This window comes from Paradesertivirga mongoliensis, assembly GCF_024436395.1.
In the GTDB taxonomy this organism is placed as follows: Bacteria; Bacteroidota; Bacteroidia; order Sphingobacteriales; family Sphingobacteriaceae; genus Paradesertivirga; species Paradesertivirga mongoliensis.
Window position 1 is genome coordinate 1,005,806 of the sequence record NZ_JAFMZO010000002.1, and the last position, 21,844, is coordinate 1,027,649.

Consider the following 21,844-nt stretch of genomic DNA (forward strand, 5'->3'; position numbering starts at 1 on the left):
ATTTTATTTTTATATAAGATGCGTTAAACTTCTTTTTCTTGTCTATTAAACCTTTTCAAATACTACAAAACACCACTTCTACGAACGATAAGAATACAAGGTTGCACTTATCAACATTAATTGTTAATAAATTATATTTCGGGAGGCTAAGCATTTGACATTAATACTTACTTTTGCCGAATTAAAAAATGTTATGACTGCTGATTTAAATAAACTAACTACCGTAGCCAAACAAGTCCGACGCGATATCGTGAGAATGGTTCACCAGTGCCAGTCCGGCCACCCGGGCGGCTCTTTAGGATGCACCGACTTTTTGGTTGCCCTCTACTTCCATATTATGAATCACAAAACTGATTTTAATATGGATGGAACGAATGAAGACCTGTTCTTTCTATCGAACGGACATATTTCCCCCGTCTTTTACAGCGTCCTTGCCCGCTCAGGATATTTTGATGTAAGCGAACTGGCCACCTTCCGTAAACTTGATTCCAGATTACAGGGTCACCCAACTACTCACGAAGGGCTTCCGGGCATTCGTATTGCTTCAGGTTCTCTCGGACAGGGTTTATCGGTTGCTATTGGCGCTGCTCTGACTAAAAAACTCAATAACGATTCTTCTTTGGTGTTCACGTTGCATGGTGACGGCGAATTACAGGAAGGCCAGATATGGGAAGCGGCCATGTTCGCCCCACATAACAAGGTGGATAATCTGATCTCTACTATCGACTATAACGGTCAGCAGATTGACGGCCCTACCGAAAAAGTACTTTCCCTGGGAAATCTTAAAGCGAAATGGGAAGCTTTTGGCTGGGATGTGATGGAAATGAATGGTAACGACCTGGCTGATGTGATCCGCGGACTGGAAGAAGCCAAATCAAGAGCCTTTAAAGGCAAACCGATCATGATTTTAATGACCACCAATATGGGACATGGTGTTGACTTTATGATGGGCTCTCACAAATGGCATGGTGTTGCTCCCAATGATGAGCAATTGCAGCAAGCTTTAGATCAGCTTGTTTGTGACATGCAGGATTATTAACCCCCTATCCCCTGAAGGGGAATGGATGATGCAAAAAACAAGGCTTCCTCAGGGGGAGCATTATTGTAAGATATAAATGAAACCTGCATGAGCTTTCCGCTCACAAACTGAAATGAATAAGCTCATGCAAGCTTCATAGCCGATAAAAAAAAATATTCTGATGAAAAAATACTCTTTTACAGAAAAGAAGGATACCCGTTCTGGCTTTGGAGCCGGATTGCTTGAAGCAGGAAAGAAAAATGAGAATGTAGTGGCTCTTTGTGCCGACTTAGTAGGTTCACTAAAAATGGAAGCTTTTATTAAAGAGTTTCCTGAACGTTTCTTTCAGATCGGTATTGCCGAGGCGAATATGATGGGCATTGCAGCCGGTATGACCATTGGTGGAAAAATACCTTTCACCGGTACTTTCGCTAACTTCTCTACCGGCCGGGTTTACGACCAGATCCGCCAGTCGATTGCCTATTCTGATAAAAATGTAAAGATCTGTGCTTCACACGCCGGTCTTACTTTAGGTGAGGACGGTGCGACGCACCAGATTCTGGAAGATATTGGTTTGATGAAAATGCTTCCCGGAATGACTGTTATTAATCCTTGCGATTACAACCAGACCAAAGCTGCAACCATCGCCATTGCCGATCATCACGGACCAGTATACCTGCGTTTCGGGCGTCCGGTAGTCCCGATCTTCACAGATCCTGATCAGAAATTCGAAATAGGAAAAGCCTGGATGGTAAACGAAGGTAAAGACGTCAGTATTTTCGCTACCGGACACCTGGTTTGGGAAGCCATTCTTGCCGGAGAAAAATTAGCAGAGATGGGAATCGATGCCGAAATCATCAATATCCACACTATTAAACCATTGGATGAAGCTGCTATCTTAAAATCGGTAGCTAAAACCAGATGTGTGGTAACCTGCGAAGAGCACAACCGCTTGGGTGGTTTAGGCGACAGCGTTGCTCAGGTGCTTGTTAAAAATGATCCATTACCTCAGGAATATGTGGCCGTAGATGACTCATTTGGTGAAAGCGGAAAACCGGCTGAGTTAATGACAAAATACGGACTGGATAGTGAGAACATTATTAAAGCGGTTCAAAAAGTGATCGCTAGAAAGAATAAATAAAATTCCTTACAGTACAAGAAGAGCTCTTTTCGAACGCGGAAGGAGCTCTTCGCATTTTAGATAAGCTAATTACAAATATTTAGACCTATAAGGCTTTGGAAACCTTATAGGTCTTGCTTTTATCTCCAAGCGATTAACACTTTATACCCCTTCCTTCGCAGGGTCTATCCACACCCCATCTTCACGAATAATATTAATCAACTCATCCAGGGCATATTCGGTATTTACACTTTTTTTCACGACTTCCTTTCCTCTGTAAAGCGTGATTTTGCCCGGACCAGTTCCCACATAGCCATAATCCGCATCTGCCATTTCACCCGGCCCATTTACGATGCAACCCATAATGGCGATCTTCACCCCTTTTAAATGGCTTGTCCGACTTCTTATTAATTGGGTTGTTTCCTGCAGGTCAAACAGAGTACGACCGCAGCTCGGACATGAGATATATTCCGTTTTCGAGATTCTCGAACGGGTAGCTTGTAAAATCCCAAAAGATGTGCTGACAATGGTCCGGGTAGCAATCAACGGAGCCTCCAACCATAACCCATCGCCAAAGCCATCTATCAATAATGCCCCGGCATCGCTGGCAGCAAATAATTGGAACTGCGACTCTATACCCACAGAATTCTCCAGCTTGTTTGGCAGATCACTACCCGAATAACTCCGCCTGATAATCACGGGAACATCAATACCTGCTTCATTTAAGAAAAAGAAAAACTGCCGCTGATCGGCCATACCATGTTCTTCAGTTGTTTCCAGAACGAAAACCATAGTTTTGTCGACCTGCAGGGCACTGAACAGCTCCGTTTGCAAATCTGCATTCGATAATCTGACAAGATTCAGGGCAGTATCTTTTCGATCTGCTTCTACAAATTCGCGCAGCGTATATAGAGGGTGACAGTTATATTTATGCTCCAGATTCCTCCAGGTAGGATAATCATACAATTGCTTCAGATTACCCGGCATCGAAAAAGAAGGCAATTGATCGGCAAGATAAACGAAATCGACCGACTGTTCGCCCATATTGTATTTATCTAACAATGCGGAATACAAATAACCCGCGTCGGCCAGTATATTGGGATCCTTGAGATTTTTATCTGATAGATCAACCACCACCCGGGGCACCTGATGGCCGCCAATAAAAGTGTTTAATTCCGCCGTGTGCCTCTTCTGAAACTCATAAGGGCTATGTGTTCCCCTGCCGATTGAAACAGGACTCAAATGAGAGGAAGCAGACTTTTTGGCTCTCTCGTGATATCGGTTTGCAAGTGCAATGGCAACGGGAGCTTCAAACTCTGGTTCTTCTGTTAACGATACCCGTATAGTATCTCCTAAACCATCCTCTAATAGCGTCCCTATTCCTACTGCCGACTTGATTCGGCCGTCTTCACCATCTCCCGCCTCTGTAACGCCCAAATGCAGTGGATAGTTCATTCCCTCCTTTTGCATCGTTTCTACCAGCAAACGATAAGCCTGAACCATTACTTGCGGATTGCTCGATTTCATAGAAATTACCAGGTTGTAGTAATTCAGAGCCTCGCACATACGCATAAACTCCATGGCCGATTCTACCATGCCTTGAGGGGTATCGCCATAATAACTCATGATGCGATCTGAAAGCGAGCCGTGATTTGTCCCAATACGCATGGCGGTACCATACTCTTTACAAATTTTTACCAGCGGGGCAAATTTTTGATAGATCCTCTCGAGCTCTGCCTGATATTCTGATGGGGTATATTCTAATTGATCAAACCGCTTTTTATCAGCGTAATTTCCCGGGTTAACACGAACCTTTTCGACGATACGCGCTGCAACTTCAGCTGCATTTGGAGTAAAATGTATATCAGCAATTAAAGGAACATCGTATCCGCGAAAGCGTAATTCCTTTTTTATTTCGGCAAGATTTTGTGCTTCTTTAATGCTCGGAGCGGTGATACGAACATATTCACAGCCTGCATTTACCATCCGGATAGTTTGTTCGACCGTACCTATGGTGTCCATAGTATCGGTGGTAGTCATACTTTGAATTCGAATGGGATTATTAGCGCCTACCGGGATATTGCCAATAGTGACTTCCCTGGTTATAAAACGTGAATATTCAGTAAGTGAGTTACAATATTTACCGGTCAGCGCTGCATTCGTTTCTGGAACCATAGATTAAATTATCTGGTACAAAAATACAAAAATGCACTCAGAACAGTTGCCTGGAATTACATGCTGAGGACTCGAATTAGTCGGGATACCGGATTACTTTGAACTTGGACAAACCTCCTTCGAGATTCAAAACAATTGATTTAGGGGCGTCCGCAAAGTTTTTTGTAGTAAAAGATCCGTCAACCTGCTTTTCAAAACCTTTAAAATCACTGGTCGACAAACCCGATTCAATATTGATTTTACACGCAGCAGACTCTGGCAGTGCGATTTCTATCTTCGATACGCCTGTTTCTACAAACACATTGGTGGTCTGCACCGGCTGGCCCAGCTTAAGCTGGAACGATGCTGCACCGCCCTCAATATGGACGGAATTAACTTTGAACGGCCGCAGGTCGAATTTTGTAGAGCCAGCGCCCATTTCGACGTTAATATCCCAGACAGGATTTGCATTTAATTTAATAACCGCTTTGTTATTCTTCCGGTTATTCAGGTTCCAGTCCGAATCACCTTTCATCTTGAAACTGAGTGTTTCCACACTATCCTGTGAGGTCCTAAACATGGTATAATTCGCTGCATTGCCACTCACATCCGCCTCAAAGAGATTGCCCGTGGAATCTTTCAGAACATATTGCATGGCTCCTCCCGATATGTTCAATACAGCTCTCGCGATGGTGTCATTATAAGGTTCGGTAAAGACCTTTGAACGGTCCTCCCTACCATGATGGCCTTCGTCCTCCGACCAGTTGTAGGCTTCTTCTTCTTTTGTGGTAATGCCCTGGTGGGTGATAAATCCAAGGACGGCAATTGTCAAAACCAAAGACACCACAGCAGCCGCAGCCCCGTCGCCTCTTGAAAAAAGCAGGTTGGCACCGATCAGGATTAACACTACCGGCCAGAAACGAAAAATAACATGCCAGTTAAAGTCAATCACCTCAAGGTTTTGAAGTAAAATAATACTGCCTACAAAAATGAGGACAAGCCCCCAGGTAATTTTTTCGGTCTTCATCAATTATGGGGATAAGGGTTTATCATCAACATCTGCTTTAGTACTTTCCGAATCCTTCGGACTATCCCAGTTCATCACCGGGGGCTTTTCTAGCGGTTTCTTTTTACCTGATTTCGCTATAATAACGAAACCCAGTACGATCAGAATAACCGGCCATAATTTAAATATAGAAAACCAGTGGGGGATAACATTCAGTTCGGCCAGCATGAAGTATGCTCCCACTGCAATGAGGCATAATCCAGCCAGGATTCGCCCCGAATCACTTTGTTTTCTCACGGACAATGGTGGAGGAGTAGTAGCTCGTGTGTAAGCGTTATATGGACTTTCCTTAGGCGTTTCTGCCGGGCCGGAGGAACTTTCGGTGGAGTTGTAGGTGGCATCAAAAATAGAGCCGGACTTATAATCCTTCTCAAAGCCCTGAAAGTTTTGAAAAAATGGCTTCTCGGGCACAGCAATCCAAAGAATGATATAGATTAATATGCCAGAAAATCCAAACACAGCCGCGCAAATAAACAAAACCCTCATCAAATTCGCGTCTGTTTCAAAATAATCTGCCAAGCCGGAAGCTACTCCTGCGATCATTTTATTTTGCTGGTTCCGTTCTAATTTTCTTTCCATCATGGTATTTAAATTTGTCCCGATAAGGGGCTGATAATTATCTCCTCAGGGTTAGACCCCTCACTAGAATTCAGGCAATACATCACTGCGTTTGCGACATCTGCGGCAGCAATAAACTTTTCCTTCGGAATCGTTGTTCCCTCCCATGAATGGGTAAGTGTTGAACCCGGAAGAATTGCCGTTACTTTCACATTATGATGCATAAGTTCTAATCTTAACACCTTTGTTAGACCATAGAGCGCAAACTTTGTTACAGTATAGGCTCCGGCCTCGCTTACCGGGTTTATGGCTGCTATAGAACATATATTAATGATGTAACCGCTTTTATTCTGGCGCATTTGCCGGCCAAAAATGTGAGATAAGGTGTAAGCTGTTTTTAAGTTCACCTGAAGTTGGAGGTCCAGATTTGACTCATCTTCATCTATCACCGACCCCGGATTGAAGATCCCGACGTTATTTATCAAAACATCCACTTTCTCTATGCGTTGTTGTACAAAATTCGCAAACGCTTTCACCTGCGAAGGATCTGCGCAGTCTGTACTTAAACCGATAGCCTGTACGGAAGGGTATTTTGATGTTAGCTCATGGCAAAAAGAATCAATCTCTGATTGATCTCTTGAACAAATGGCGAGGTTATATCCGGCTTCGGCCAGTTTAATTGCGATGGCTCTCCCCATCCCTTTTGTCGCTCCGGTAATTACTGCGTTCATGCTTAATTAAATTTAAAGTATTAGGCCAAAAAGCCTTAATTTAGTCCGAAAATAGTTTATGATTTTTTATCCTCTTGGTAAATATATCTTATTATTAAAAGCGGTCTTCCGCAGACCCGAAAAATGGAACATTTATCGTAGAGAAATATTTCACGAAATGAACTCTATAGGCGTTGGCTCTGTAGGAATCATTGCAATTATATCTATTTTTCTTGGGATGGTAACTACCGTTCAAACAGCATTCCAATTAGTGAGTGATCTGATACCAAAATCCATTATTGGCTCTATTGTACGCGACTCGACAATTTTGGAGCTTAGCCCTACTATTTCTGCGATTGTACTGGCAGGAAAAGTTGGCTCAAGTATCTCGTCGCAAATAGGAACCATGCGTGTAACTGAGCAGATTGATGCTTTAGAGATTATGGGAATTAACTCGCCTGGATATTTGATCTTACCTAAAATTGTTGGTGCGGTAATTATGATCCCGCTATTGGTCATCGTGTCTGTCGCTCTCAGCATAACCGGAGGTTATATAGCAGGCACACTCTCAGGCGCGGTGAGTGCAAACGACTTTGTTCTCGGACTTACCACCGGATTTATTCCCTTTACTATCACTGTTTGTATGGTAAAATCAGTACTGTTCGCCTTTATCATCACTTCAGTATCTGCATATCAGGGATTTTACACCTCGGGAGGCGCCTTAGAAGTGGGTATTTCAAGTACCAGAGCCGTGGTAGTTAGTTGTATTTCGATCTTATTCGCTGATTACCTGGTGGCCCAATTACTACTATGATAGAAATAAAAGACATCCATAAAACCTTTGGAGAAAATTACGTACTGAAAGGTATTTCAGCCAAATTCGAAGCGGGGGACAACAATCTTATTATCGGTGGTTCCGGTTCGGGAAAAACCACTTTGTTAAAGTGTATGGTCGGGCTTCACGAACCCGATCAAGGTTCGGTGTTGTATGATGGCAGGGATTTTACCCGACTGAATTTTAAAGAGCGGATCGAAATACGGAAGGAAATAGGCATGCTTTTTCAAAGCTCGGCTTTGTTCGACTCGATGACCGTGGAAGAAAACATCATGTTCCCGCTGAATATGTTTACTGATCAACCACGCCGCGAAAAACTTAAAAGGGTGAACTTTTGCCTGGAACGGGTTAACCTCGAAGGGAAAAACAAACTCTACCCTGCCGAATTATCAGGAGGTATGAAAAAACGTGTAGGAATTGCCCGGGCGATCTCCATGCAACCCAAGTACCTTTTTGTTGATGAACCTAACTCTGGACTGGACCCTAAAACCTCGATCGTAATCGATGATTTAATCAACGAAATTACCGAGGAGTATCAAATTGTCACGGTAGTGGTTACCCACGACATGAACTCGGTAATGGGGATTGGAGAAAGTATTATTTTTCTTTACGAAGGTCAAAAAGAATGGGAAGGCTCGAACAAAGAAATCGCACACAGCGACAATAAAAACCTCAACGACTTTGTATTTGCCAGTAAGTTCACACAGGCTGCAAGAGAAAAACTATAATCGCCTGAAAGGCATTACACTTTATGATTCAATTACTTACACCGCAACACTGGCAAGATTATGAACTGATTGATTGTGGTGATTTTGAAAAGCTTGAAAGATTTGGTGAAATAACCCTAATCCGGCCGGAACCGCAGGCCGTCTGGGCAAAACAGCTACCACCATCAGAATGGCAGAAGCTCCATGACATCAGGTTTAAAGGCCGCTCGGCGACATCGGGCCAGTGGGTTAAGAAAAACTCAAAGCTGCCCGACCGATGGCACATTACCTACAAAAATAACGATGTTGCAATTAAACTTCGCCTTGGCTTAACCTCCTTCAAACATGTAGGGTTGTTTCCGGAACAAGCGGTAAATTGGGATTACATCTCTGATAGTATTCAAAGATTTAAAACACCCAAGCCAAAAGTCTTGAATTTATTTGCTTACACGGGCGGTGCGTCCGTTATAGCAAAAGCCGCCGGTGCGGATACTACCCACGTTGATTCTATTAAGCAGGTGGTTAGCTGGGCAAACGAGAATCAGGAACTATCGCAGTTAAAAGATATTCGCTGGGTGGTAGAAGATGCTTTAAAGTTTGTAAAACGCGAAATAAAACGTGGAAAGAAGTACAACGGAATTATTCTGGATCCGCCCGCTTATGGCCATGGCCCTAACGGAGAAAAATGGAAGCTGGAAGATCATATCCTTGAAATGATGCAGGATGTTGCTCAACTCCTGGATGAAGAAGAACATTTTCTGATCCTTAATAGTTACTCATTGGGTTTCTCGTCGGTAATAGTCGAGAATCTTTTAAAAGGGAGTTTGAAAACAACCGAAAACCTGGAAATTGGTGAACTATATTTGCAGGCAAAAGCCGGTAATAAGCTACCTTTGGGCGTATTTGGGAAAGTAAGAAAATTTAAAACGACATAATTAAAGCTCTACCCTGAAAAATAAATCTATAAGTAAAATAAGTATTCATGATAAATTACAAAATGTTTAAAATCGTTTTTGGGATGGCATTCCTGTGCTCATTGTACAGTTGTGCCCAGGATGGGAAATCGGGGAGTAAAACCGCCGCTACGGAGAAAGATAGCACTGCTGTTGCTCCTGAAGAAAAAGAAGCTGATGTTACCACTTCAAACAACAACGGCACCATCGACACCGCTCTATACAATAAAAAAGTACTTGCGAACGCCAACGGTGATACTACTGGCTTATGGCCCGTAAAAAATCAGCCTTATCCGCTACCGGGCGCAATTCTTCCTTTTAAGAGGATTGTAGTGTATTATGGCAATATGTATTCGAAAAAGATGGGCGCCCTGGGCGAATATGCTCCTAAAGAGATGTGGAGAAGATTAAACCAGGAAGTTAAAAGATGGGAAAAAGTAGACCCTAACACCCCGGTTCAAAAAGGGATTCATTACATCGCTACTGTAGCGGCTGGATTGCCCGGAAAAGACGGCGCTTATGTGAATAGGATGCCTGAAAAACAAATCGACTCTGCATTGGCGATCGCTAAAATGGAGAATGCAATTCTGTTTCTAGACATTCAGGTAGGATTGAGTACCATTCAAAAAGAGATAGGCAGGTTTGACAAATACCTGAAAATGCCTCATGTACATTTAGGTATCGACCCTGAATTTGCCATGAGGAAGAAAGGGGTTATTCCTGGAAAGAAGATAGGGACATATGATGCCGAGGAAATAAATTTCGTGTCGGATTATCTGGCTAAGATCGTACGCGAGAATAATCTTCCGCCTAAAGTATTTGTAATTCACCGGTTTACCCAGGGAATGGTGACTAATTATAAAAACATCAAACTTCGCCCTGAGGTACAAATTGTGATGCACATGGACGGATGGGGCGAACCTGAACTAAAACACGGTACATATCGCAACCATATCCGGAAGGAACCGGTTCAGTTTACAGGATATAAGATTTTCTATTATAACGATTTAAAAAAGGCTCCTCACAGACTGATGACGCCGGAAGAGCTGATAAAGTTAAAGCCTCAGCCGATTTATATACAATATCAGTAGGCTTTAAATTTATTCTCAGCAAAGAAGCGCCCTGGTTAACGTTTACCAGGGCGCTTCTTTTTTTATACCATTTGATAATAATAGCGAAATTGCTTTCAAAAATTAGCTTTGTTGGTATCAAAGACATTTATCCCCTGTCAAATCTATTATATTCCGGAAGCCAGTTTTGGATGGTATTACTATACGAAGATTTATTTATCAGGTCAACAGCTATTGCAGTTTTAGTTCCGGTGTAAATATTTGAATCTGGTATTTTATTAGTTATTATAGATGAATAAAATTCTTTAAGGGCATACCAGGTTCCATCTTTGGTGGGCTCCGGTAATATCGGCGCCCCCCCATCTTTGTTCCATGTTATTTTGGTAGCGCCGGTAACACCGTCAACAACTTCTAATTTACTGTTAAGCTCTTCAGTATAAAACATCCCCTGATTCATTAACAAAGAAATAGTACCCTTTGAACCTTTTATCTTAAACAAATACCCATCGCGTTTATTAGAGCAGGTGGCTCCAAAATTGCCTATCATCCCCTCTTTCTCATACCTTAATGTAGCTTGAATATTATCAAAGGTTTCCCTGCCGTCTTTATAAAAATCTATCCCGCCCGTTGCGTAAATCTGATCGGGCTGGGTATTAAAAGCCCAATTAATAAAGTCAATTTGATGTGAGAGCAGTTCTGCTGCCAGACCACCGGAATATTCTTTATACATCCTCCAGTTAACCTGTCGCTCCAATGAAGGGTGCGGAACAGATCTTCGCCAATTTCCGTTTCTGTCCCAACGGCAGTCTATCTGGGTAACCTTTCCTAAATAACCTGCATCAATCATTTCTTTGACCTTATAATATAATGGTGAAGAGCGGTATTGATGACCCACCTGCAACACTTTCGCAGGATATTTTTTCTTTATCTCGATGAGTTCAAATGCCTGATTAGCATTGTATGTCATCGTTTTTTCAAGGTAGACATGCTTTTCGGCTCTTATCGCATTCTGTGCGATCTCAAAATGCATATTTAAGGGCGTTGCTATAAATACAGCATCGACAGCCTTATCATCTAAAACTTCACGATAATCTTTGTATGACTTTAAATCCCTCGATGTATAAACTTTCAACGCATTTTGCAATCTAAAATCCAACACATCACAGATGGCCCTTATTTCAAATTGTTCCGGCAATTGCTTCATCACATTCATAATACCCACGCCTCTATCGCCACAGCCTATTATCGCTACTCTGATTTTTGGTCCAGCAACAAACGAACCAGCGGCTAATAGTTCATTCGATAGAAACATTGATGAAGTTAAAACTCCTGCATTTTTTATAAACCCCCTTCTCTTCATGGTACTAATTATTGAAAAACTTATAAAACCCGGCGGATGAAGTATCAGCTATGCTCTTATCCTCTTTAAGATAGATGAAATACGCAGCCATATCTGTTCTGCCTTCTAAAAAACTTAAGGACTTCTTCATCCCCATATTCATAAAGACATTATCAAAGCCATCTGCTGTAATAGCATCTCTGGCCCATACAGTAACACTTATCATTTCATTATCTATGGGGTAACCGGTGCGAGAATTAATTAAATGACTCACTTTTTTGTTTCCATGAGTTTTGTATTGTCTGTAATTCCCTGAAGTAGTAATTGCCCCATCGTTTAAAGTAATAATCTTTTTCATAGAAGTATTCTCATGCTCCTCAGGAGATTCAATTCCTATTTTAAACCCGCTTCCATCGCTTTTTATACCTTTTACCCGTATCTCTCCTCCCAGCTCAACTAAATAATTATTAATTGCATGCATTTCCAAGAATTGCGATAACACATCTACCGTGTATCCCTGAGCGATACCATTTAAGTCAACCTCTAAGCAACTTTTAGATTTAACCAGACTATCGTCTTTTAATTCTAACTTCCTAAACCCCACACAAGCTAAAGCATTTACAATTTCCGCAGCTGCAGGTGTTTTATTTGACGCTTTAGCGCCAAAACCCCATGCTTGTACCAAGGGCTTTACAGTAACATCAAACACTCCATCTGTTTCTTTACTAATCGAAAAAGACTTTTCCATCACTTTTTTAAAGTGTGAATCGAGTTTTATGCCCTTTACCGACATATTAAATTGACTGATCAACGAATTAGGTTTATAGAGCGACATAGAATTATCTATTTCAAGCAGAATACTGTCTATGCTGCTTTTCAAGATAACACTGTCTGACGCATAATAGCTCAATTGCCAGGTTGTACCCTGGGCAAAGCCTGACAATTGGTATCGTTTTAGAGGCTGACGGTAATTAAATGAAGTAAGCGAAATAAATACCGCAATAATAAACAGTATCAGACAGCTATCTCTCCACCTCAACCCTCTCATCAAAAAAGCTGTTCTAATATTTGAACACTTTACCCCCTACCATAACCTCCTGATTCTTCGAATCAAAGAAAGCTTTCTCGCCGGTGCGGCCAGCGGCATTTGTCATGATATTAGCAATTGAATGATAATATCCTGCTTCAACCGGCGCATTGGGCTCTTTTCTGCTCCTAACACATTCCATCCAGTTTCTCATATGATTGGAGGTCAAGTTATCTGCGCCTGTGTTTGCAGAAGCTACAACCTTAACAGCATTTGCTGTGAGATTTACTTCAGGCAGCAGATTTGACTTCATGTTCATAGCGCTTGCATGCTTTTCACTTAATCCTCCTCTTGAAGAAACTTTATTGGTAATTAAATTAAGTTCTCCCCCATTTGAATAATAAATTTCAGCGGGATTTTCATCACCATTATGCATCCTCGATCCAAAAGTCACCTGAAAACCATTTGATGGATCATCTTCTCTTCCATAATCAAAAACTGCTGTAGTAGTATCCCAATTCCTTCTGCCATCTTTCCATTGATAGATACCTCCGTTTGAAACTACGCTCCTCGGGTGTTTTAAGCCTGTAAACCAGTGCACTGTATCAATTTGATGCGACATCCATTGTCCGGGCATCCCCGAGGAATAGGGCCAGAACAGCCTGTACTCCAAATATTTTCTGGGATCCCATGCTTCATAGGGTCGATTCAATAAAAACCTTTTCCAGTCTGTATCCTCTTCTTTGCACTTCGCAACTAAATCAGGTCTTCTCCATCTGCCGGGTTGATTTACGTTCCAGGTAAGTTCAACCATAGTGATGTCACCAAACTTTCCGTCTTTTATGAAGCTTTCGGCAGCTTTATAATTCGCGCCACTTCTGCGTTGAGAGCCGATCTGCACAATTCTGTTAGAAGCCTTTACCGCTTTTAAAGCAGCTCTGTTATCTTCCATTGTTTCCGCAAAAGGTTTTTCCACATAGGCATCGCAATTGGCATTAACGGCTTCGATGGTATGTAATGCATGTTGAAAATCTGCTGTGCTGATGATCACAGCATCCAGATTTTTCATCTGATACAGTTCATCGTTGTTTCGAAAAGCTGCAATGTTATTTCCTGTTTTGCTTTTCAAAAAAGCTTCGCCTTCATCTCTTCTGAGTTTCCATAAGTCGGAGACTGCAACAATATCAAAATTCAGCTCCTTATTATGATTTAAAAACGATGGAAACAATGAAGAACGAAAGCGGTCTGAAAAACCAACCACTCCAACCCGTACGCGGTCATTAGCCCCGATTATCCGACCATAACTTTTTGCACTAAAACCCATTGTCCCAAAATAAAGTCCTGCCGACGCTATAGCAGATTGCTTTATAAATTTTCTTCTTGAACTTTCCATTGACGTTGAATAAGCCTAGTTAATTTCTCTTAATTTTATACTCCTAAAGGATACCGCATCCCCATGATCCTGTAACAGGATCCGGCCTTTCTCTGCCATTCCAAAATTCACCCAATCCTTGTATTTACTTATTGCTACCAAATCAGAAAACTCTTTAGAACCTCTCTGATACTCTAAAACTTTATAACCGTTTAAATAATATTCAACATTATTATTTGGCAGCACTTTAATCACTCCCTGGTTCCAATCACCTATCTTCTTTATTGAAGCTTTGATTTTATTTGATGCTATTAAATCATATAATGATGCCAGTGTACGGTTACCATCTCTTCCTAATTTCGCATCAGGATGTTTCTCGTCATCCAGGATCTGGTACTCCAGGCCAATAGCAGAGCCCTTGTTTCCTTCCGATTCTGTAACAAAATACTTCACGCCACTGTTAGCTCCTTCGGATAATTTAAAATCGAACTTTAGTTCAAATGCACCGAATTCCTTTTCTGTTACAATGTCGCCGCCATTAGTCGACTCAGCGCCGGTTGATCTTTCTACACTCAGAACACCATTTTCGATTTTCCAGCCCTTTTCAGGAAATTTGTCGCGGTAGGCGCCTCTCCATCCTTTTGTAGTTTTGCCATCCCATAACATTACAAATCCATTTTTCTTTTCCTGGTCGGACAAATTATTCTGAAGAAGATTCACTACAAAAATTTCGTCGTACGGAGCAGGCTTAAGGTTTTCGGTTTTGATCCGAATATTTTTCCATCTTACCTGCGTTCCCGGGCGAACAGTTTTAGCAATGGAATGTACTTGCAAAGCGATAAAACCTTGTTTGGTCATATCATCTATCACATGCGCAGTGGGAACACCGTTCACCCATGTTCTGATCGTATTACCGATACACTCTACACGGTATTTATTCCAAACGTTGTTTTTAAATGCGGATTTTGCTGAAGGGTTCAGCTCGAGATTATATAACCAACCTCTTCTCGCTTCATCGTAAATCCCACCACTCCAGGCGCGTTTCGAAGGATCAATTTCTACCTGATAGCCATGCACCCGCCCATTTTGATAGTCCGGGTTGCTCAAACTTCTAAATTGGATACCCGAATTCATGGAGGTGTCTACTAATACATCCAGCTCTAATATAAAATCACTGTAGTTTCTTTCGGTCGCCATAAACGAATTTGGCTGATCAGAAACAGTTGTCCCTACTACCTCCCCATTCTGAACCTCGTATTTGGCTTTACCTCCAAGTTGCTTCCAACCAGTAAAATCTTTACCGTTGAAAAGCTGTGTCCAGCCCTCATTCTTCGACTGGGCATGCGCCGATACCATACCCGAAACCAATAGCATAGTTAAGAAACTCTTAATTTTCATTCTGTCGTTTGTTAAAAAGTATATTTCCAGTTCGAAGCAAATGCGTGACCTCCTTGTCTCGTAAAAACAAAGCTTAAACTAAATCTGCTCGCCCGGAGTTATTATAGATACGGTTTATAATGAGTAATAAAGCATCTTTATTACTTTTACGGACTAAATATATAGTTATTTTCAGCTTTTTATTCTATCACACCAGAATTTTACAATGAACCAGACCATGCCCGAAAATCATCCACCATCTTTAGAAACTGCAACCCTTGGTGCAGGCTGCTTTTGGTGCACAGAAGCTATTTTTCAATCTCTACAAGGGGTTTCGAAAGTCACTTCCGGTTATATGGGTGGAACGGTTGAAAACCCCTCATATGAAAATGTCTGCACCGGAAATACAGGGCATGCAGAAGTGACCCAGGTTGAATTCGATTCAAATGTAATTTCCTTTGAAGAGCTTTTACTGGTTTTTTTCAAGACACATGACCCTACGAGCCTTAACCGCCAGGGAAATGATATCGGAACACAATATCGCTCAGTTATTTTTTATCACAACCAGGAGCAGAAGGAAAAGGCAAATAAAATGATTGATGATTTGACGAAGGAATTGGTGTTCGATCTTCCGATTGTTACCGAAGTAGCGCCAATCACCGAATTTTATCGGGCGGAGAATTACCATCAAAATTATTTCAATCAAAATTCGGGGCAATCGTATTGCGCGTTTGTGATACAGCCGAAGCTCGTAAAATTTGCGGAACATTTTCGGGAGAAGATTAAACCGGAGCTATTGTAACACCAGATAAAGCTCAAAACTTTCCAAAAGTTAGAACTTTTGGAAAGTTATTTATAGGATGTGCTAAAACTATCCAAAAGTAAAAGGTATCTAAAACAGCCCCAATTGACCTTTATCATCAATCTCGATATCATCCGGATTGGTTATTTCGAAATCCACTTTTTTAGCTGCTGGCTTTTCGTCTTTTTCTTTTAACTGAGGTTTAGGCTTTTCTTGAGGTTGTGGTTTGGGATCCGCCCTTTCCGGAATGCTCCTTTCAGCTACCGCAGTGTGTTTCTGCTCTACAGGCACCTTCCCCGAAACCTCCTTTTCCGCTTCTTCGTCCAGTTTTTCTTCCAGTACAACTTCTTCAAGAGTCACTTCGGGCACCGGATCCGGCACATCTTCCGGATCGTCGTGCTCGGCAATTAATTCTATTTTCTTGACCTCATTAGGAGACAAGCGATTACCCTGAGCTCTCATTCCCTTAACGTCGATGGCGTCGGCCAGGTTAATTTCAGTCGTTTCGGGCGTTAAACTTTTCCCTTTCAGCGATTCCAGCTTTACAACGGGCTGCGCTGCGCCAGAAATAACGATCAATTTTGAACCCGGCTCTTCGTTAATGATACTTGTTAATTTACCGATTGGCGTATCCTCAAACATAAATCGCTTAACGTAGTAATTCTTTGATTTTCCGTCAAAGTGTATCACGCTAAAAACTTTCTCAGGATTGTACTTCTCGATAACCATCATTTTATCATCGAAGTGATTGCTTAAATCGAACGATGTAAGCTCGTAAGTACCATTATTCAGAATAGTAAGTATCTTATCCGGACCATCAAACTCGCCTAAATATTTTCCGCGACCGTCTGCATTCAAACGCTTCAGAATATCATCATACCAGATCTTCCTGCCCGAAAGAGTAGATACACCTTTAGATTTGAGGGTGATTTTTTTAATTGGGTATTTGCTGACGGTATTACCCATAGAACTCCGGCCCTTTATCGCAATTTCCGCAAAATCAAGGTCGAACTGTAATTTTCGGAGTTTAGAATGTGGCCTAAGCTGAATATTAACCACTTCAGCTTCGCCATTAGGGTTAGCCGTAAAATATAAGGTACGCGAGCCCTTCGAACCTTTTGTCAGGTCGTACTCCTTGTCGCGCGTAACGCCAAGAACTGCAAACCGCTTTACAAAGGATGCACCGGTTTGTCCGTCCTTATAAATCATGTTATATACCGTACGCTCATCCCCTTTCTTGAATACGCCTACATGGAGGATATCTTTTCCTACAAAGACCTTGTCCTGCACCTTGGTTACTACAAAACGCCCGTCTTCCCTGAACACAATAATTTCGTCCAAATCAGAGCAATCGCAAACAAACTCATCTTTACGAAGGCCTGTTCCAATAAAACCATCTGTTCTGTTCACATAGAGCTTAACATTAGCAAGGGCGACCTGGGAGGCTTCTACGCGATCAAAGGTCCTGAGCTCCGTCTTTCTTCCGCGGTCTTTACCATACTTCTCCCTTATCTTTTCGAACCATGCTATTGCATAATCGGTAAGGTGCTTGAGATGCTTTTTAATTTCCTTAATCTCATCCTCAAGGGCGGCCATCTGATCGTCTGCCTTTTTAACGTCAAAGCGGGTGATGCTGCTCATCGGCTTATCGATAAGTCGTTTATAATCCTCAGGAAGAATTTCGCGATAAAACTGAGGGAAGAAAGGTTCGAACAATCGGTTTAAAACCTCCACCACCGCTTCAAACGCCCCAGAATTTTCGTATTCAGGATGTTTGTACATGCCTTCCTGAATGAATATCTTTAGAAGGGTACTAAAAAATATCTTCTCCTTTAATTCAGAAAGCCTGATTTCCAGCTCTTGCTTTAAGAGGCTTTTTGTATACTCAGTGTTTGAGATCAGGATATCATTCACACTTAAAAACTGCGGTTTATCATCTCTGATAACGCAGGTATTAGGAGAAATTGAAACCTCGCAGTCTGTGAACGCATATAGCGCATCGATGGTAACGTCGGGAGAAATCCCCGGAGCCAGATGCACCACTATCTCAACATGCTGAGCAGTGTTATCCTCAATTTTTCTGATTTTGATCTTACCTTTATCATTTGCAGAAATTATACTGTCGATCAGACTGCCCGTTGTGGTCGAAAATGGAATTTCAGTAATTGTAAGTGTCTTTTTATCCTTTTCAAGGATTTTTGCGCGTACGCGGATTTTTCCGCCCCGCTGCCCTTCGTTATAGGCCGAACAATCTGCCATTCCTCCCGTTGGGAAGTCTGGGACCAGATTGGGTCTGTTCCCCTTCAGAACCTCGATAGAGGCATCTATAAGCTCGATAAAGTTATGCGGTAGAATTTTTGTGGCAAGTCCTACTGCAATCCCCTCTGCTCCCTGAGCGAGAAGCAAGGGAAACTTAACAGGAAGTGTAATCGGCTCTTTGTTCCGCCCATCATAGCTATTTTGCCATACTGTAGTGTCAGGATTGAAGACTACATCGTTAGCAAATTTGGATAAACGAGCTTCGATATAACGTGCTGCGGCGGCCGAATCACCGGTTATCGGGTCTCCCCAGTTACCCTGAGTATCAATAAGTAAATTCTTTTGCCCTATTTGAACCATGGCATCGCCGATTGACGCATCCCCATGTGGATGGTACTTCATGGTGTTACCAATAACGTTGGCTGCTTTGTTAAAGCGTCCATCGTCCAGTTCTTTGAGCGAGTGCAAAATGCGACGCTGCACCGGCTTCAAACCATCGTTTATATGAGGTACAGCGCGATCAAGAATTACGTAAGAAGCATAATCTAAAAACCAGTTTTCGTATAACCCGTTGAGAGAAGTTACATTATGCAGTTTTTCTTCATCATTAAAATTATTGTCTATTGGCTCTTCACTCATTCTTTTCTAAAACTCTGGGAATGGTAAATATAAGAGTTTTAAAAAATTATGATAAGGCTTTTTTTGCACAATAGCGGCGAAACGGGCATAAAAAAACCCGGCGTTTGGCCGGGTTCTATTGTAATAAATTTAATTATTCTTCTTTCTTCTCTTCCTTCTTCTTCTTCCCGGGAGCTTTTCTCGCGATCTTAATTTCCTTTAATTCGCTATCAAAATCAACTTCAAGAACGTCGCCTTCAACCAGCTCACCTTTCAGAATTTCTTCTGCAATCGGGTCTTCAAGAAACTTTTGGATCGCACGTTTTAACGGACGAGCACCAAAGTTGGAGTCGTATCCATTTTCGGCGATATAGTCTTTAGCGGCATCAGTAAGAGTAACTGAATATCCAAGAGCTGTAACTCTTGAAAACAAAGCTGCCAACTCAATATCGATAATTTTGAAGATATCTTCTTTTGAAAGTGAGTTAAACACTATCACATCATCAACACGATTCAGGAATTCTGGAGCAAAAGCGCGTTTCAAGGCATTTTCAATCACACCTCTTGAATGGGTTTCAGCTTGTAAAGCTTTCGCTGATGTGGTAAAACCAACACCCTGACCGAAATCTTTCAACTGACGGGCTCCAATATTTGAGGTCATGATCACAATAGTGTTCCGGAAATCCACTTTTCTTCCCAGACTATCGGTAAGCTGTCCTTCGTCTAACACCTGCAACAGGATGTTGAACACATCAGGGTGAGCTTTTTCAATCTCATCTAAAAGAACTACTGCATAAGGCTTACGACGCACTTTTTCCGTCAATTGTCCGCCTTCTTCGTAACCCACATATCCCGGAGGCGCTCCAACCAAACGTGATACTGCGAATTTTTCCATGTATTCGCTCATATCAATCTGGATCAAAGCATCCTCGCTGTCGAACATAAAGCGAGCCAGTTCTTTAGCTAACTCGGTTTTACCCACCCCAGTCGGGCCTAGGAAAATAAACGATCCGATAGGTTTTTTAGGATCTTTCAATCCCGCACGGGTACGTTGAATAGCTTTTGTAAGCTTTTTGATAGCGTCGTCTTGTCCAATGATCTTGCCAGCGATCAGATCAGGCATAGCCAGTAATTTCATACTGTCGGTCTGACCAACCCGCTGTACCGGGATACCTGTCATCATCGATACCACTTCGGCAACATTATCTTCTGTTACTGTATACCGTTTAGTCCTTGTCTCGGCTTCCCAGGCAGTTTTTGCCCGGTCAAGCTCTTCCAACAAGTTCTTTTCGGTATCGCGAAGCTTAGCGGCTTCTTCGTATTTCTGGCTGCGAACAACTTTGTTCTTTTCAACCTTTATTTCTTCGATCTTCTGCTCAATATCAATAATTTCCTGAGGAACATGGATATTGGTAAGGTGAACCCTGGAACCAGACTCGTCCAAAGCATCAATTGCTTTATCAGGCAAAAACCTGTCGGTTATATAGCGTGATGTAAGCGTCACGCAAGCATTAATTGCTTCAGGAGTATACGTTACGGCATGATGCTCCTCGTATTTCTCTTTAATCCTGTTAAGGATCTCGACAGTTTCATCAGGAGTTGCCGGTTCGATCATCACTTTCTGAAAACGACGGTCTAACGCACCGTCTTTCTCAATATACTGACGATATTCATCAAGTGTCGTAGCTCCAATGCATTGTATCTCTCCGCGAGCTAAAGCCGGCTTAAACATATTCGATGCATCGAGCGAGCCAGAAGCCCCGCCAGCGCCTACAATAGTGTGAATCTCATCAATGAACAGTATTACATCCGGAGATTTTTCAAGTTCATTCATTACCGCCTTCATACGTTCTTCGAACTGTCCGCGATATTTCGTGCCGGCAACTAAGGATGCCAGATCAAGCGTAACAACCCGTTTATTAAACAATACACGGGATACTTTACGCTGTACGATTCTTAGCGCAAGCCCTTCGGCAATAGCCGACTTACCAACGCCCGGTTCCCCAATTAAGATGGGGTTATTTTTCTTACGGCGGGACAGAATTTGCGAAACGCGCTCAATTTCCTTATCGCGACCTACAATAGGATCAAGCTTTCCATCTTCTGCTGCCTTGGTTAAATCGCGACCAAAATTATCTAATACAGGAGTTTTAGACTTTATGTCGGAGACTTTTTTAGGCTGACTGAATGAAGATTCTTCTTCGCGAAAATCGTCGTCGCCCGCTGCAGAACCCGGAAGTTCGTCGCGGAAACCATCTTTGTTTTGTTCTACTTCTGCTTTAAACACGTCGTAATTTATGTTATACTGTAGTAAAATTTGTGAGGCAATATTATCATCATCTCTCAAGATAGATAACAACAAATGCTCGGTTCCTATTACGTCACTTTTAAAGATTTTAGCCTCCAGATATGTGATTTTAAGAACTTTTTCTGCTTGTTTAGTAAGCGGGATATTTCCCAGATTTACTGTAGTATTGCTTGTGCCTTTTACCGCGTCCTCTATGGAGCGGCGCAAACGCGCTGTATCTACACCCAACGCTTTTAATATTTTGATTGCCATGCCATCGCCCTCGCGAATAAGGCCCAGCAACAAATGTTCGGTGCCAATATAATCGTGTCCTAAGCGCAATGCTTCTTCCCTGCTGTAAGAGATTACGTCTTTAACACGTGGTGAAAATTTAGCTTCCATTTTATAACCTTTCTACGTCTTGAACGCCCTAATCTATAAATTTGTTTCATAAATCGGTTGTCCCTATTTGTAATATTTTATCAACAATTACGCCATTTGCCGGAAAATAGTTTCCTAACCCTCAATATAACAAAAATTTAGTTCGATTCCTCAAAATCCCGATATTTGAC

At 42.0% G+C, this 21,844-nt stretch carries 17 protein-coding genes; 7 read left to right on the forward strand and 10 right to left on the reverse strand.

What is annotated here, in order from left to right; all coding sequences use genetic code 11:
- Positions 1–193 precede the first annotated feature (193 nt).
- Entirely contained in the window at positions 194–1,039 is an 846-nt protein-coding gene (locus tag J3P43_RS10505; RefSeq protein ID WP_255901983.1) for a transketolase, read from the forward strand.
- A gap of 160 nt (positions 1,040–1,199) precedes the next feature.
- Positions 1,200–2,159 carry a transketolase family protein gene (locus tag J3P43_RS10510; protein ID WP_255901984.1) on the forward strand — a complete coding sequence of 320 codons (960 nt, stop codon included), beginning with the start codon at positions 1,200–1,202 and terminating at the stop codon, positions 2,157–2,159.
- A 141-nt stretch (positions 2,160–2,300) separates the two neighbouring features.
- On the opposite strand, the gene ispG is transcribed toward J3P43_RS10510, so the two are convergent.
- The 4 genes from ispG to J3P43_RS10530 form a co-directional block, all read right to left on the reverse strand.
- Positions 2,301–4,313 carry a (E)-4-hydroxy-3-methylbut-2-enyl-diphosphate synthase gene (gene ispG, locus J3P43_RS10515; RefSeq protein ID WP_255901985.1) on the reverse strand — a complete coding sequence of 671 codons (2,013 nt, stop codon included), beginning with the start codon at positions 4,311–4,313 and terminating at the stop codon, positions 2,301–2,303.
- Between the two features lie 76 nt (positions 4,314–4,389).
- Complete coding sequence (locus tag J3P43_RS10520) at positions 4,390–5,319, reverse strand: toast rack family protein (protein WP_255901987.1); 930 nt, start codon at positions 5,317–5,319, stop codon at positions 4,390–4,392.
- A gap of 3 nt (positions 5,320–5,322) precedes the next feature.
- A complete protein-coding gene (locus J3P43_RS10525; RefSeq protein ID WP_255901988.1) occupies positions 5,323–5,937 on the reverse strand; it encodes a PspC domain-containing protein in 615 nt (204 codons plus the stop codon).
- Between the two features lie 8 nt (positions 5,938–5,945).
- Positions 5,946–6,647, reverse strand: coding sequence for an SDR family oxidoreductase (locus J3P43_RS10530; RefSeq protein WP_255901989.1), 702 nt, complete (start codon positions 6,645–6,647; stop codon positions 5,946–5,948).
- 58 nt (positions 6,648–6,705) lie between these two features.
- On the opposite strand from J3P43_RS10530, the gene J3P43_RS10535 reads away from it, so the two are divergent.
- From J3P43_RS10535 to J3P43_RS10550, 4 genes are read left to right on the forward strand one after another with little or no spacing between them, the layout of a single operon-like run.
- A complete protein-coding gene (locus J3P43_RS10535) occupies positions 6,706–7,440 on the forward strand; it encodes an MlaE family ABC transporter permease (RefSeq protein WP_255901990.1) in 735 nt (244 codons plus the stop codon).
- Entirely contained in the window at positions 7,437–8,189 is a 753-nt protein-coding gene (locus J3P43_RS10540; protein ID WP_255901992.1) for an ABC transporter ATP-binding protein, read from the forward strand. The genes J3P43_RS10535 and J3P43_RS10540 overlap by 4 nt, the downstream gene beginning before the upstream one ends.
- 23 nt (positions 8,190–8,212) lie before the next feature.
- On the forward strand, positions 8,213–9,103 hold the full coding sequence (locus tag J3P43_RS10545) for a class I SAM-dependent rRNA methyltransferase (protein WP_255901993.1): 891 nt from the start codon (positions 8,213–8,215) through the stop codon (positions 9,101–9,103).
- A 47-nt stretch (positions 9,104–9,150) separates the two neighbouring features.
- Positions 9,151–10,212, forward strand: coding sequence for a hypothetical protein (locus tag J3P43_RS10550; protein ID WP_255901994.1), 1,062 nt, complete (start codon positions 9,151–9,153; stop codon positions 10,210–10,212).
- 127 nt (positions 10,213–10,339) lie between these two features.
- On the opposite strand, the gene J3P43_RS10555 is transcribed toward J3P43_RS10550, so the two are convergent.
- Genes J3P43_RS10555 through J3P43_RS10570 form a run of 4 tightly spaced genes read right to left on the reverse strand, consistent with a single transcriptional unit; the run spans position 10,340 to position 15,327 of the window.
- Complete coding sequence (locus tag J3P43_RS10555; RefSeq protein WP_255901996.1) at positions 10,340–11,551, reverse strand: Gfo/Idh/MocA family protein; 1,212 nt, start codon at positions 11,549–11,551, stop codon at positions 10,340–10,342.
- A gap of 4 nt (positions 11,552–11,555) precedes the next feature.
- Positions 11,556–12,578: an FAD:protein FMN transferase gene (locus tag J3P43_RS10560; RefSeq protein WP_255901998.1), complete on the reverse strand. Its 1,023-nt coding sequence runs from the start codon at positions 12,576–12,578 to the stop codon at positions 11,556–11,558.
- Between the two features lie 13 nt (positions 12,579–12,591).
- On the reverse strand, positions 12,592–13,950 hold the full coding sequence (locus J3P43_RS10565; protein WP_255901999.1) for a Gfo/Idh/MocA family protein: 1,359 nt from the start codon (positions 13,948–13,950) through the stop codon (positions 12,592–12,594).
- A gap of 15 nt (positions 13,951–13,965) precedes the next feature.
- The gene (locus J3P43_RS10570) at positions 13,966–15,327 is read right to left on the reverse strand and encodes a 3-keto-disaccharide hydrolase (protein WP_255902012.1); all 1,362 of its coding nucleotides are present in this window, start codon (positions 15,325–15,327) and stop codon (positions 13,966–13,968) included.
- 205 nt (positions 15,328–15,532) lie between these two features.
- On the opposite strand from J3P43_RS10570, the gene msrA reads away from it, so the two are divergent.
- The gene (gene msrA / locus J3P43_RS10575; protein WP_255902015.1) at positions 15,533–16,108 is read left to right on the forward strand and encodes a peptide-methionine (S)-S-oxide reductase MsrA; all 576 of its coding nucleotides are present in this window, start codon (positions 15,533–15,535) and stop codon (positions 16,106–16,108) included.
- Between the two features lie 90 nt (positions 16,109–16,198).
- On the opposite strand, the gene J3P43_RS10580 is transcribed toward msrA, so the two are convergent.
- Together J3P43_RS10580 and J3P43_RS10585 are read right to left on the reverse strand one after the other, a co-directional pair.
- On the reverse strand, positions 16,199–19,006 hold the full coding sequence (locus tag J3P43_RS10580) for a DNA gyrase/topoisomerase IV subunit A (protein WP_255902018.1): 2,808 nt from the start codon (positions 19,004–19,006) through the stop codon (positions 16,199–16,201).
- Between the two features lie 133 nt (positions 19,007–19,139).
- The gene (locus tag J3P43_RS10585; RefSeq protein WP_255902021.1) at positions 19,140–21,674 is read right to left on the reverse strand and encodes an ATP-dependent Clp protease ATP-binding subunit; all 2,535 of its coding nucleotides are present in this window, start codon (positions 21,672–21,674) and stop codon (positions 19,140–19,142) included.
- Between the last annotated feature and the right edge of the window lie 170 nt (positions 21,675–21,844).

What these genes read in the sequence shown, in the direction of transcription:
- J3P43_RS10505 (WP_255901983.1), top strand. Translation starts at nt 194, where the DNA reads ATGACTGCTGATTTAAATAAACTAACTACCGTAGCCAAACAAGTCCGA.
- J3P43_RS10510 (WP_255901984.1), top strand. Translation starts at nt 1,200, where the DNA reads ATGAAAAAATACTCTTTTACAGAAAAGAAGGATACCCGTTCTGGCTTT.
- ispG (WP_255901985.1), bottom strand. Translation starts at nt 4,313, where the DNA reads ATGGTTCCAGAAACGAATGCAGCGCTGACCGGTAAATATTGTAACTCA.
- J3P43_RS10520 (WP_255901987.1), bottom strand. Translation starts at nt 5,319, where the DNA reads ATGAAGACCGAAAAAATTACCTGGGGGCTTGTCCTCATTTTTGTAGGC.
- J3P43_RS10525 (WP_255901988.1), bottom strand. Translation starts at nt 5,937, where the DNA reads ATGGAAAGAAAATTAGAACGGAACCAGCAAAATAAAATGATCGCAGGA.
- J3P43_RS10530 (WP_255901989.1), bottom strand. Translation starts at nt 6,647, where the DNA reads ATGAACGCAGTAATTACCGGAGCGACAAAAGGGATGGGGAGAGCCATC.
- J3P43_RS10535 (WP_255901990.1), top strand. Translation starts at nt 6,706, where the DNA reads ATGATTTTTTATCCTCTTGGTAAATATATCTTATTATTAAAAGCGGTC.
- J3P43_RS10540 (WP_255901992.1), top strand. Translation starts at nt 7,437, where the DNA reads ATGATAGAAATAAAAGACATCCATAAAACCTTTGGAGAAAATTACGTA.
- J3P43_RS10545 (WP_255901993.1), top strand. Translation starts at nt 8,213, where the DNA reads ATGATTCAATTACTTACACCGCAACACTGGCAAGATTATGAACTGATT.
- J3P43_RS10550 (WP_255901994.1), top strand. Translation starts at nt 9,151, where the DNA reads ATGATAAATTACAAAATGTTTAAAATCGTTTTTGGGATGGCATTCCTG.
- J3P43_RS10555 (WP_255901996.1), bottom strand. Translation starts at nt 11,551, where the DNA reads ATGAAGAGAAGGGGGTTTATAAAAAATGCAGGAGTTTTAACTTCATCA.
- J3P43_RS10560 (WP_255901998.1), bottom strand. Translation starts at nt 12,578, where the DNA reads ATGAGAGGGTTGAGGTGGAGAGATAGCTGTCTGATACTGTTTATTATT.
- J3P43_RS10565 (WP_255901999.1), bottom strand. Translation starts at nt 13,950, where the DNA reads ATGGAAAGTTCAAGAAGAAAATTTATAAAGCAATCTGCTATAGCGTCG.
- J3P43_RS10570 (WP_255902012.1), bottom strand. Translation starts at nt 15,327, where the DNA reads ATGAAAATTAAGAGTTTCTTAACTATGCTATTGGTTTCGGGTATGGTA.
- msrA (WP_255902015.1), top strand. Translation starts at nt 15,533, where the DNA reads ATGAACCAGACCATGCCCGAAAATCATCCACCATCTTTAGAAACTGCA.
- J3P43_RS10580 (WP_255902018.1), bottom strand. Translation starts at nt 19,006, where the DNA reads ATGAGTGAAGAGCCAATAGACAATAATTTTAATGATGAAGAAAAACTG.
- J3P43_RS10585 (WP_255902021.1), bottom strand. Translation starts at nt 21,674, where the DNA reads ATGGAAGCTAAATTTTCACCACGTGTTAAAGACGTAATCTCTTACAGC.